The organism is Bacillus sp. FJAT-28004 (genome assembly GCF_001280845.1).
Lineage (GTDB): Bacteria > Bacillota > Bacilli > Paenibacillales > Paenibacillaceae > Pristimantibacillus.
Genome location: NZ_LGHP01000001.1, coordinates 4,619,171 through 4,632,273, shown reverse-complemented (window position 1 = coordinate 4,632,273; position 13,103 = coordinate 4,619,171). Strand labels below are relative to the sequence as shown.

The 13,103-nt window shown below is 45.6% G+C and carries 10 protein-coding genes; 2 read left to right on the top strand and 8 right to left on the bottom strand.

The features are described from left to right. Window positions 1-14: 14 nt before the first annotated feature. Together AC787_RS20175 and AC787_RS20170 are read right to left on the bottom strand one after the other, a co-directional pair. Window positions 15-2,306 (bottom strand): alpha-amylase family glycosyl hydrolase, encoded by a 2,292-nt coding sequence (locus AC787_RS20175; protein ID WP_054026429.1) that lies wholly within the window; start codon window positions 2,304-2,306, stop codon window positions 15-17. Window positions 2,307-2,454: 148 nt separating this feature from the next. After that, window positions 2,455-3,474 (bottom strand): LacI family DNA-binding transcriptional regulator, encoded by a 1,020-nt coding sequence (locus AC787_RS20170; protein WP_054026428.1) that lies wholly within the window; start codon window positions 3,472-3,474, stop codon window positions 2,455-2,457. Window positions 3,475-3,884: 410 nt separating this feature from the next. On the opposite strand from AC787_RS20170, the gene AC787_RS20165 reads away from it, so the two are divergent. Next, a complete protein-coding gene (locus tag AC787_RS20165; protein WP_054026427.1) occupies window positions 3,885-4,331 on the top strand; it encodes a Dps family protein in 447 nt (148 codons plus the stop codon). 234 nt (window positions 4,332-4,565) lie between these two features. On the opposite strand, the gene AC787_RS20160 is transcribed toward AC787_RS20165, so the two are convergent. The 6 genes from AC787_RS20160 to AC787_RS20135 form a co-directional block, all read right to left on the bottom strand. Further along, complete coding sequence (locus tag AC787_RS20160) at window positions 4,566-5,198, bottom strand: fumarylacetoacetate hydrolase family protein (protein ID WP_054026426.1); 633 nt, start codon at window positions 5,196-5,198, stop codon at window positions 4,566-4,568. 46 nt (window positions 5,199-5,244) lie between these two features. After that, a complete protein-coding gene (locus AC787_RS20155) occupies window positions 5,245-7,185 on the bottom strand; it encodes an ABC-F family ATP-binding cassette domain-containing protein (RefSeq protein ID WP_054026425.1) in 1,941 nt (646 codons plus the stop codon). Window positions 7,186-7,422: 237 nt separating this feature from the next. Beyond that, complete coding sequence (gene fumC, locus AC787_RS20150; protein WP_054026424.1) at window positions 7,423-8,808, bottom strand: class II fumarate hydratase; 1,386 nt, start codon at window positions 8,806-8,808, stop codon at window positions 7,423-7,425. Window positions 8,809-9,091: 283 nt separating this feature from the next. Then, entirely contained in the window at window positions 9,092-9,973 is an 882-nt protein-coding gene (locus AC787_RS20145) for a glycoside hydrolase family 43 protein (protein ID WP_321166135.1), read from the bottom strand. Between the two features lie 88 nt (window positions 9,974-10,061). Further along, on the bottom strand, window positions 10,062-10,730 hold the full coding sequence (locus tag AC787_RS20140; RefSeq protein WP_054026423.1) for a bifunctional 2-keto-4-hydroxyglutarate aldolase/2-keto-3-deoxy-6-phosphogluconate aldolase: 669 nt from the start codon (window positions 10,728-10,730) through the stop codon (window positions 10,062-10,064). A gap of 98 nt (window positions 10,731-10,828) precedes the next feature. Then, window positions 10,829-11,140 (bottom strand): Dabb family protein, encoded by a 312-nt coding sequence (locus AC787_RS20135; RefSeq protein WP_054026422.1) that lies wholly within the window; start codon window positions 11,138-11,140, stop codon window positions 10,829-10,831. Between the two features lie 220 nt (window positions 11,141-11,360). Between AC787_RS20135 and AC787_RS20130 the strand changes: the two genes are divergently transcribed. Next, window positions 11,361-12,029 (top strand): hypothetical protein, encoded by a 669-nt coding sequence (locus AC787_RS20130; protein ID WP_054026421.1) that lies wholly within the window; start codon window positions 11,361-11,363, stop codon window positions 12,027-12,029. Window positions 12,030-13,103: the final 1,074 nt, after the last annotated feature.

Sequence of the window (13,103 nt, the reverse complement as noted above, 5' to 3'; positions counted from 1 at the left end):
ATGGCGTTTTTACATCATGACCAATTGTAAACGGCTGTGTCAGACGTGCCCGTCGAACTTGATGGAGAGGTAAATGAGCGATTCGTTCCACTCTCCCAGATTACATTGCCGAGGCTGTCCTTCTTAATGAACTTGAATTCGAAAGTCATCCCTTTTGGCACGCTTACTGGCAGGAACCATACTGGATAGTTCGGATTCATCATCGCTTCAGTCGATTTAGCCGCATCCCAGCTGCCGAGCTCAGGAATGCTGCCGACGATATGAATATTCTGGCCAACTGCCGTTGTGGCATTGACCTTAAAGATGACCTGAACCTGATCACCTGACAGTACTTCATAAGTAAAGCTATTGCTGACATTCGTCCCTTTTGTCACCGTAATGCTACGTGGGCCGGCTGCTACAGCTGGAACTACTGCTTCGATAAAATTGTCATTGTTAGAAACAATCGTCGCTGCCACCGTACCAAATTTCACGGTAGCCGATCCACCTAAGCCTGTTCCGTAAATATAAACCGTATTTCCAGGACGGCCTGAGGTAGAAACGACATCTCCAATTCTCGGAACGGTTGTGCCCAGCGATGGATTGTATGCCAAAATATTAACTTCGCCGCCTGAGAGCGTGAAGCTGGAAATTTTATTTTGACCAGATACGCTCGTAACCGTATTCGACGCGCCCGTAAGCAAGCCGGACAATGCATCCGTGTATGTTCCTGTCGGCAAAGTTGTATTCATTGCAGGGACCGTATACGAAATATCTGGCTGTCTATTTACAGCCACAATGACTTGCTTGTCGTAGAACTGACGTTGATAAACGAGAACATTGTCTGTGCTGTACAGAATAGAAGTAGTACCATACGCGATTGCTTCATTGGACTGACGCAATGCCGAAAGATTCTTGATCACTTTAAAAGCAGTTGTCGTCTCATCGAAAGCAGCTGCCTTCTGCATAAATGAACGGCCAGCAATATCGCTGCTGTCCGCGGAGGACAAGTACTGCTCCGTGCCGTAATAAATATTCGGTGTTCCTCGTGATGTCAGAAGCGTTGCCAGCGCAGCATGATAAGGCTTATTATTCGACTGAATGTAGCGGAACCGTGTAACATCATGGTTGTCAAGGAATGTTACCGCTTGATTCTCATAGGAATAATCGTTACTCGTTTGTGTTAGCATAGTACCGAAGGTAGACATCGTCTCAGAGAAGTTGCCGAAAGCATTCGTTGCAGAACGGTAAAATTCAAAATCAAGGTTATTCACCCCTGTACGGTCAGGGAAGGTGCGGAATTCATCATATTTTGGATCAGGCCTGCTTATAAAAAATTCACCAAAATGAGTGAGCGGTCCGCCTGCGGCTGAGTCTATCACATCTTTAAGACCTTTCGCAAATGCAGGATTCATATGCAGCGTAGCATCATGCCGGAAGCCATCGACACCTTTTGATTTCCAGAACGTCGCAGCTTTCTCCAAATGTGCTACCACATTGGCATTCTCTTGCGAGAAATCAGCAAGCGAGCCCAGTTCCTTATGACGGAAGCCGTAACGTGAATTGTCGCCAGCGCGATCGCCCAATCCGTGAAACCAGCCGTTCACATCATTGTTAGGATCGGCAATTAGATTTTCTACTTTGCCATCGTTGTTATAATCGTAAGGGTTTCCTGCAGCATCAAATGTATAATTGCCGCTTGCATCTTTATCCGGCTCGTAAAGCTTGCCGTCTTCCGGTGAATTGCCGTTTGTCGGGTTTTTCCAGCGGCTCGTATGATTCGTTACAAAATCAATGACCAGCTTCATTCCTTGATTATGGAGCGCGTCACGAAGATTCTCAAAGTCCTTCATCAGCCCAAAATGCTTATTGGTAGCAAAATAATTGCGGACGTGGTAGCCATGAAAACTCGTCCATTTATCCATGCTGCCGCCAGGCTGGTAATCCTCGATTACGGTGTCCCTATTCCCGTAGGGAGCGGATATCCAAACTGCTGTTATACCCATATTTTTCAAATAAGGAATTTTGTCTATGATCCCTTGCCAATCTCCACCTTGATAAAGCTTTAAATCATTGCCATCCCCTTTTCCATCGCCATTCGCATCATCAAATAAAGCAGCGGAGGAGCCAGAAGGAATATTATTGCTCGTGTTGCCATCATAAAATCGATCCGTAATAATTTGATACACCGTATCCTTTGGCGTAACCGGACTTAGCGCAGACGATGCCGTTAATGCCTCCACCTCTTTTGGATTAACACTAATTGCCGGCAATACGAGCGCTGCTGCTAATACGAGCAAAGCAAAACTTTTCCCTATAATCTTCATCCATTCAACACTCCCCACTATTTTGAAATGCAGATTTATCACCTAGCGCAATAAAGATACTATCCGATAAGACGCATCATTTAACCTAGGCCCCTAGAAGTTTGTCATCACCCCCTTCATAAACTGCTGCTGATCCTTAAGATTCTGTTCATTTCTTTTCTGCTGTACTTTGCCTGATGGTAAGCTCGACTCCGATCACGACCTTCCGGTCTACTTCGGGCTCGTTTTCCATTTGTGCAATTAATAATTTCACAGCCATCTGCCCTTTGAGCACAATATCCTGATGAACGGTCGTTAGACCCGGTACCATATAACGGCTGTTTTGATTATCGTCAAAGCCCATAACCGAGACATCACGCGGCACAACGATGCCGAGATCATGCAAACCCTTAATCAGACCAATGGCAAGCACATCCGACAAAGCAAATACAGCCGTAATATCCTGCCCTCGCGAAACGATTTGCGAAGCCGTACGATAACCGCCTATGGAGGATGTCGGCACCTCGAAAACACGGTCACTATGGTAATTCATGCCTGCTTCCTTTAGCGCTTTCTTGTAGCCAAGCCAACGTCTATGATTAACGCCTTCCTTGAGCAATGCTCCGGTCAATAATGCGATATTCTGATGACCAAGTGATAGTAGATGTTTCGTGCCGATATAGCCACCTAGCTCATCATCCAATCCAACCTGATACAGATCATCGTTTTTCAAATAGCTATCCATAAACACACAAGGTACATTCAGCTGTTGAATTCGCTCATAAATAGGAGAGTCTTCAAATACTCCGATAACAATCAAACCATCCAAATGACGTTCACGAACGAAGGAAAAGTTTTCATCAGGCTCGACGCCAACAAGAAGGACATGAAGCTTTTCATTTCGAGCTCCTTCTTCGATTCCCGTAACAAGCTGCCAATAAAACGGATTATCATGCAGCCTGCCTTTCTCCAAGAAAGGAACAATTACAGCTATTAATGATGATTTCTTATCCTTCAAATTGCGAGCAGACATGCTTGGAGTGAAGTTCATCTCCTCGATAGCTGCACGAACCAACTGAATCGTATTCGGCGCTACTCTGCCCGTTCCGTTCAGTACGTTGGATACTGTAGCAATCGATACTTTTGCGCGTTTTGCAACATCTTTAATCGTTATTCGTTCCTGACTCATGACGAACCACCTTTACAATAATTAAACGTTTCATCTTACTGATTTACTTATTAATAAAGAGTTTATATAAGGAAATAATTAAAGTTACCATCCTATTGATTAAACGTTTCATCTTATAATTCATACTATATTTTATCCTGTATATTTATGTCAATCTTTATTTTGTAAGCGCTATATTTTCTCGAATCAGCTGAATCTTCCACTCCACTAAAGATAAAATTAGCCCCATTTGCAATCTACATGTTTCATTTCTTACAAATTGGTGTATACATATTGACAGACATCAACTAGTTTGTAATAATTATAAACAAGGAGTTAGTCTAATTTAACTCAGTGTTCGAAATCACATTTCCATTTTTGTATTCACAGACTACAAATAGCGCAAACTACCATCAGAAAGGATGATCATTATGACAACACCTACAACTGTACAACAACACTTGAACCGCCAAATCGCCAACTGGAGCGTACTTTACATCAAGCTTCACAATTATCATTGGTATGTGAAGGGCTCCCAGTTTTTCACTTTGCATGCAAAGTTCCAAGAACTTTATGAAGAGGCTGCGCTTCATGTAGATGAAATCGCAGAACGCTTGCTTGCCGTGAAGGGTACGCCTATTGCAACGATGAAAGATTATTTGAAAACCTCGAGCATCGAGGAAGCATCGAATAAAGAAGATGCGACGCAGATGGTTGAGCAGCTAATTAAGGATTTCACAACCATTATCGGTGAACTTAAAGAAGGCATGGAAGCAGCGCAAAAGGCTGGCGACGAAACAACAGCGGACATGCTCCTAGCTATTCATACGACACTTGAGAAACATGTATGGATGCTCACCGCTTTTAATGGCAAATAATTTTAGTTCGTTCTATGCAAAAAAAGGAGCTTCGGCAGTTTATTCGCTGCCGACGCTCCTTTCCTTGTTGAATAAGTGGATAAAATTCTATCGTATAGAACTAACTTTAATCATTGCTCATTTGGGTTACATAAAAAAAACAGTTCTTCCAAGTAGGGAAGAACTGTCTTTTCATACAAATCTATTTATGCTAGCTAAATAATAAAGCTTGAGTGACATTATGCCTTTGTTAACTTAAACAAGCTTTATGCTGCAGCTGCCTGCAGCATTGCCTGCCCATAATGCTTGCAGCTGGTCGCCGTCATGCAAAGCGGCTACTCCTGCTGGAGTTCCTGTAAAGATAAGATCGCCGGCTCCAAGCCCGTAATTTTCTCCTACGAATTGAATTAACTCCGATACAGCGAATAACATATCACTAGCTTTGCCACGCTGAGCCTCTTCTCCATTTCGGATGAGTACAAACTCATTCTCAGCAAGCGCAGCTGCGCCCGGATAAGGCAGCCATTCGCCAAGCGGAGCCGAGTTTTTGAAGCCTTTGGCAGCAAGCCAAGGCTGTCCCTTTGCCTTCAACTTCGACTGGACATCACGAAGCGTCAGATCAAGGCCAAGCGCCATGGCATCAATACATTGCTCCGGATCGATGCCTGTTTCATAAGCACGGCCGATTCGCAGCACGATTTCCAGTTCAAAGTGCACCTCGCCCACATTTCCCGGAAGCGCTACAGCGTTGCCGGACATCGGAACAATAGCATGAGTCGGCTTCGTAAACACAAGCGGCTTATCCGGAACCTCATTTCCAAGCTCCAAGGCGTGAAGCCTATAATTTCGGCCGATACAATAAATATTGCGAATCTCATTGCTGCTCATGAACATTGCCGCCTTTCTATATTCATCTATAATGAATAGGTTTCGTTTACTTCTGGGCAGCGATTTGCTCAGCCAATTCGTTCAGCTCTGCCCAGCGGTCCATCAGCTTCTCCAGCTTTTCTTCCAGCTGCTGCTGCTCTGCTGCCAGCTCAAGCAGCCTTGAAGAATCGCTGCTTGCCTCTTCCATACGCGTGGCAATTTCGCTAATATCGTTTTCGGCAGCCTCAATCCAGCCATCGATTTGCTCAAAATCCTTTTGATCCTTATAGGACATTTTGAGTGTACGTCCTTTGACCGCTGGCTTCGCTGCTGCTTCTGTACTTTTAGCTTCTGCGCCCGCCGATGGTTTAGATGCAGCTGCACCGTTAGATGTCGGCGCTCCAGTGCCAAACTTCTCAACAAACGCTTGGTAATCTGAATAATTGCCCGTGTGATGGTTAATAACACCGTTACCCTCGAAGGCAATAATTTTGTCTACCGTCCGATCCAGGAAGTACCGATCATGAGAGACGACGAACACAACGCCTGGGAAATCATCTAGATAATCCTCCAGCACCGTAAGAGTGGAAATATCCAAATCATTCGTCGGCTCATCCAGCAGCAGTACATTTGGCGCATTCATTAACACGCGCAATAGCTGCAAGCGCCGCTTCTCGCCGCCGGACAGCTTCGAAATCGGCGTCCACTGCATCGTAGGCGAGAATAGGAAACGCTCTAGCATTTGACCCGCCGATATGGTTGAGCCATCAGCCGTCTTCACCTGCTCAGCGCCCTCACGAATGTATTCAATCACCCGCAAGGATTGATCCATTTCCTCATGCTCTTGAGAGAACCAGCCAAGCTTAACCGTTGCACCTAGATCAACTGTTCCTTCATCTGGTGTTAATTGCCCCGTAATCAGCTTCATTAGCGTCGACTTCCCGCTTCCGTTGCGTCCGACGATGCCTACCCGATCCTCTGGAACGGCAATATAACTGAAATCACGAATGAGAGTCCGATCGCCAAAGCTTTTCTTTACATCTTCCATTTCAATGATCTTCCGTCCCAGCCTAGTTGAAGCTACCGATACGTCCATCTTCCCGCCTGCTTGCTTTGGCGCATCTGCCTTAAGCGCTTCGAAGCGATCGATACGCGCCTTCTGCTTCGTCGATCTTGCCTTTGCCCCTCGTCTGATCCACGCAAGTTCATTGCGCAGCAGGTTCTGACGTTTGGACTCCGTCGATGCTTCCCGCTCCTCGCGGTCAAGCTTCAGCTCAAGGAAACGACTGTAGTTCGCTTGATAGAAATGGGCTTGGCCCTTATCAAGCTCGATGACGCGGTTGCTGACACGATCAAGGAAATAGCGATCATGCGTAATCATGAGCAGCGCGCCTCTACGTTTTTGTAACATGCCTTCGAGCCAAGCTACGGAATCATTATCGATATGGTTCGTAGGCTCATCCAGAATGAGCACATCGGAAGGCAGCAGCAATGCAGCAGCCATAGCGACACGCTTGCGCTGACCGCCGGACAATGTCTCTACCTTCGCATCAAAATCATTAATGCCAAGCTTCGACAACGCCATCTTCGCATCACTCTCGAGCTGCCATGCATCCAGCTCATCCATAAGCTGGTTAGCCTTGATCAGCTTATCCTGCAGCGCTACATCGCTCGGCTTCAGCTCGATTGCTTCCATTGCCGCAGCATATGCTTGAACTGCTCTTAGCTGAGGAGAATCTCCACCAAGAACATGCTCCAGCGTCGTTTCGTTTGGAGCAAATACCGGATCCTGCGCCAGCATTCTAACCGTTACACGGTTGCCGATCGACACCATGCCTGAATCAGCCTGTTCCAAGCCGGCAATCACCTTAAGAAAGGTCGATTTCCCCGTGCCGTTCACACCAATGATGCCGACTTTATCGCCATCCTCAACGCCGAATGTTACATTTTCGAACAATAGCTTCTCGCCATAGCTCTTCGTTATATGTTCAACAGACAATAAATGCATGAGACAAACCTACTTTTTTGGAATAGTATTGCTGCGATTGCAGCCCCTCGTATCATACCATAAAAAGCCCGTATCTTCACTTTGCTCGCGCCTTAGCCTCAGCATCGTTTCAATTAAGGAATACAGTGCGCTGCTCAAATGCTGCAAACCGCTCTAACACGAACCCCGGTACACAAAAAAAAGATCAGCACCTTGTCCAATAAGACAAGAGCTGATCCTTTCATATCTAGCTATTTATTAACGTTTTCCGATCATGTTCTCTGGACGAACAAATTCATCGAATTGCTCTGAAGTAAGCAAACCGCTAGCGATAGCCGACTCCTTCAACGTTAGTCCTTTTTTGTGAGCGTTTTTGGCAATAGCAGCAGCATTCTCGTAGCCAATATGCGGATTAAGCGCTGTAACAAGCATAAGAGACTGATCTAGATTGCGTTTGATTGTCGCTTCGTTCGGCTCGATACCCACCGCACAGTTATCATTGAATGAAACCATGCCATCAGCAAGAAGAGCTACCGATTGCAGGAAGTTATAGATGATAACTGGTTTGAATACATTTAGCTCGAAGTTGCCTTGGCTGGCTGCCATCGAGATAGCCGTATCATTTCCGATGACTTGGCATACTGCCATTGTCAAAGCTTCACTTTGTGTTGGATTGACTTTACCTGGCATGATCGAGCTGCCCGGCTCGTTCTCTGGGATTGAAATTTCACCAATACCACAGCGAGGGCCGCTTGCAAGCCATCTTACATCGTTTGCGATTTTCATCAAATCAGCTGCTAGCGCTTTAACTGCACCATGTGTGTATACGATTTGGTCATGGCTTGTAAGCGAGTGGAATTTGTTTTCCGCTGTTACAAATGTTTTGCCCGTAAGCGCCGTAACTTCTTCTGCAACCGCAACTGCAAAATCAGGGTGAGCGTTAAGGCCAGTACCAACCGCTGTGCCGCCAAGCGCCAGATCACGCATCGTTTCTACGCTTTGAACAAGCATCGCGCGCGTTCTATCCAGCATCGAATACCAGCCGCTAATTTCTTGACCGAGCGTAATTGGCGTAGCATCTTGAAGATGAGTACGTCCGATTTTTACAATATCGTTAAACTTCTCTGCTTTCGCGCGAAGCGTGCCATTCAGCAAATCAAGCGATGGAAGCAAGCGATCCTCGAGCGCGATTACACCAGCAATATGCATCGCTGCAGGGAATGTATCGTTCGAGCTTTGTGAGCGGTTTACGTCATCATTCGGGTGGATGCGTAATTCGCTTCCACGTTCAGCAAGCAAGCCGTTCGCACGGTTAGCAATAACCTCATTCACGTTCATATTCGTTTGCGTGCCGCTGCCTGTTTGCCATACGACTAATGGAAAGTGCTCATCCCATTTGCCTGCAACGATTTCGTCAACCGCTTCGCCGATAATCGCTGATTTAGCCGCATCCAAAACACCAAGCTTCTCATTGGCTTGCGCTGCTGCTTTTTTAATATAAGCCATCGCGTACACGACTTCGATCGGCATGCGCTCACCGCTAATTTTGAAGTTTTGCAAGCTGCGTTGCGTTTGTGCGCCCCATAGCTTATCCGCAGGAACCTGAATTTCACCCATTGTGTCCTTCTCAATCCGATAATCCATTAATAGAACGACTCCTTTAATCAATTGTTTTGTCTCTTTATGACCCTGTTTCTGTTATAACGCTAATCCTGTTCAGAATCAAGCAATGAGGGGTAAATCGACTAGATGAAATTGTACAAGTGTATAACGTGTGAGCATTTTCGAACTCGGCAGGCTTTTTGCATATGGAAAGCCCAAGCCCTGCACCGCTGTATTCAAAGCTACTATCCGGTGCATGTAATTGAGAAAACGGTTTAAAAAGCATGACCAACTGTGGCAGCGCAAACGAAACCTCTTGCTTCCATTATGCTTTTCGCTGCAGCGTACCGTTCTTCTCTTCGATTTCAATAAATACGGCTCTTTCATCCGGCTCATGATTTGGCGTGTGCATGGCGAGCATAAGCTGTCCTTCCAATGAACGGAATAACATGCCGTGTCCACCGTCCTGTGGGAAAAGCGTCTCAGTATACTGCGTCCAAGGCCCTTCGATTTTTCCGCTGACTGAACGTGCTATGCCGATAGCGTAGCCATTTTTCGAACCGCTTGACCAAAGCATAAGCAGCTCGCCTGCTTGATTAAGATAAAGATAAGGTCCGTCTGTTATATAGTTGTTATGATCATCTCCAAAAGGAATAGCCCAAGGCGCTTCCGATGCAGAGAAGAGTATGATCGGCTCCCCAGCTGCTTCTTTTAAATCTGCCGTTAACGGGATAGCACACATTTTCCCATCATTCACTTGCACCCACTCTTGGCAAAATACCATCCACGGCGTTCCATCCTCGTCGATATGCAGCGTACCGTCAAGACATTCCCACGCAGCTGGGGTAACAGGCTTATCCGTAAGTGGAACAAAAGGCCCTAGAGGGCTATCCGATATTAAAACCTGCGTTGCCCGCCGCTTATCCTCAGACTTAAAGGAAGCAAACATATAGTAACTGTTATTGTAAATAAACACTTCAGGTGCCCAAAAATGATGATCAGACCAAAAGCCCGGTGCCGGTCTGAATGCTGGATAAGGCCCGTCCCATTTCTCAAGGTCGGTGCTTTTGTACGTATCAAATCCCGTTCCAGGATCTGACCATACATTCTCATCCGTTGTACCGTATAGGTAATAACATTTCTCTTGCTCATTAACGAGGATGAATGGATCACGAATTCGAATTTGTTCGCGGTTAAGCATCGGCATTGGATGGATTTCCCCCTCTAATCTAGTCACCTAAATACGAATGTCCAAAAAAAGAACCTGACAGAGGCAGCCTCCATCAGGTATTTGGTTAAAGCCCTTTTGCTTCGCGGTAAGCTGCGATATAGGCAGCCGCTTTCTTCTCAATGAGTGAGAAGTCACCCGTTTTTACAGCGTCCTTCGTTAGATCAGATCCGATACCAACCGCTACCGCGCCCGCTTTGATCCAATCCTTTAAGTTATCGAGCGATACGCCGCCAGTAGGCATTACGTTAGCCTGCGGCAAAGGCCCTTTTATTGAAGGAATCACACTTGGTGAGTACAAGTTTCCTGGGAACAGCTTCACGATATCAACGCCTAGCTCCAGAGCGGTTTGAATTTCGTGGATGGTCATTGTGCCCGGCAAAATAGGAACCGCGTAGCGATTGCAAAGCTTGATCGTATCCGGATTAAGTGCTGGAGAAACCACATATTCCGCCCCCGCCAATATAGCAGCGCGTGCCGTTTCTGGATCAAGTACAGTGCCCACGCCAATAATAGCAAAGTTGTCAGCATCAGGAGACACGGAGCTTGAATATTCCTTCGATAATTGCTCGATGGCACGTAGCGCGAATGGCACCGTCATCGTAATTTCAATCGCTTTGATTCCGCCTTTAATTGCACGGCGTGACATTTCCACAACTTCCTCTGGCGAGTCTGCACGCAATACCGCCACAACACCGGCATCCGTCAACTGCTGGAGAATTCTAAGCTTTTTCATCCGCTAGTCCCTCTTCCCATTATGTTCGTATTTGTTCGAAAATGTGTTATCTATACCGCTCATTATATGTCGTTTTAGCCAAATCTTCAATGACTGTTCTACTTCGCGTAATCGATTTCAAGAAACTTTTCCACTTCCGTCACCCAACGTTCATTTACAAACTGCACATGCAGTGGATGCTCGTTATAAGCGTCGTAATCAGCCTGATTCGCGAACTCCATCGCGAAGCCGTGACGGTAGTCATTTTTCCCGCTTACTTGCTTATACACTTGAAAGTTCACTACAGACGGGATCGAAGTAAGAATCCGTTGTCCATCCTCCAAAAACTGCTGCTCCTCCGCAGAACCTTGTTCATGCTTCAAGTTAAAAATGACGGAGTGCAAAATCCAGTCTTTTGTTTGCGTCGTCATACGTTTCACTCCTTCTTCTATATGAAATGGTATCATTCCTATAAAAATAACATAAACAAGCCACCTAATGAAACGCTTTACGTTACAATCTCTTGGATATTATGGAAGGGGAGCTAGGTGTGTACGATATAAAATGATATACTTTTTGTAGACGAAGAACGTCCTGAAGCCAAGTAATGGCTTTAGGGCGTTTTTTATTTTTAGAAGGAGGCTTGTTCGCATGAGTGAATTTGAGCAACGCTACAATGAATTTCTTGAGTATCATGAACAGCAGCGATCCGGCGAGCGCAGAGGCAGACTGGTAAGAGGACATGGTTTTGCCGAGAAACTACTGCTTCAAAACGTATGGTGGCCCCTTTTCGGAACCTTCGACAACCTGCACCCCGAATACGAAATCTATGATTGGAATCGTAAATCTCAGTTTTTAGATTTCGCTTATTTGACAGACTTTGGCCGCTTCGGGCTAGAATGTGATGGTTATCAAAGCCATATCAAAGATATGGATAGGGAGAAGCATAGCTATGCCGTAAATCGCGACAATTTTTTAACAGGTATGGGATGGAAAATGCTGCATTTCACATTTGACGATGTACAGCGCCGTCCTGAAATTTGTCGCATGCTGCTGCAGCTCGCTCTCGCCCCTCATTTAATACGCAACGATTTAAACCAAACCATCAATCATAAAGAACGGGAGGTTCTCCAACTCGCTTGGTCATTAGGACGCAAAATACGCCCCAAGGACGTTCAGGACCATTTCCAAATTAATTTTCGCACCGCCCGCAGCAGACTGCATTCACTAGTTGCTAAAAAACTGCTGAGTCCTATGATTAACGGTAAAGATATTCGCAGCTATGAGTTGGTTGAAGGATCATTAGAAAAACTTATTTAAGGATACTAAGGAAACTTAGCTACATTGCAGTTAGTGCAACGTAGCATCCACTTTTCCTGCAACTCCTCGGCTACGTTGTACTTTCTGCAATAGAACCATCCATTTGAGCCCCATTTACTTCATTAGAGTCCTATTCTATTGCAATACTGCAACGTAGCTCCTTCTTCTGGACTTCATGTGAGGTATCTATTGCACAAAGTGCAGTAGATACCTCTTTCCTTTCCCTCTCCTCTTCTCCCATGGCATACTTTGTACGATTAGCTCCTCCATCTCTAATTGCATCAGCTTTTCTTAACTCATCCTAAACACACTTAGTTTTTGAACTGTTGCATCCTTAGCTGTCCTCACTTTTGTACTCAACCTCAAGTAGTCCTCACTTTGGAAACCTCCAAGTATCTGCCAGTGTAACTCGACGTTCTCATCTCATTGAAACAAGCCTCACAATTATTAACCAACCTCGCTCATCTCACTTCAACTAGCCTCACAATTACTCACCAGCCTTTGCTCATCTCACTTCAACTAGCCTCACAATTATTAACCAACCTCGCTCATCTCACTTCAACTAGCCTCACAATTACTCACCAGCCTTTGCTCATCGCAACAAACTCTGCCAAGTAACCATTTCTAGATTCACCCCCTACATTGCAGTTAGTGCAACGTGGCGTCCACTTTTCCTGCAACTCCTCAGCTACGTTGTACTTTCTGCAATAGAATCATCCATTTGAGCCCCATTTACTTCGTTAAAGTCATATTCTATTGCAATACTGCAACGTAGCTCCTTCCTCAGGACTTCATGTGAGGTATCTATTGCACAAAGTGCAGTAGATACCTCTTTCCTTCCCATCTCCTCTTCTCCCATGGCATACTTTGTACGTCGTTCTTTGCCTCACGCTAAATCACATCAAAAACAAACTCTGCCAAGTAACCATTTCTAGATTCCCCCCTACATTGCAGTTAGTGCAACGTAGCGTCCACTTTTCCTGCAACTCCTCGGCTACGTTGTACTTTCTGCAATAGAATCATCCATTTGAGCCCCATTTACTTCATCAGAGTCCTATTCTATTGCAATACTGC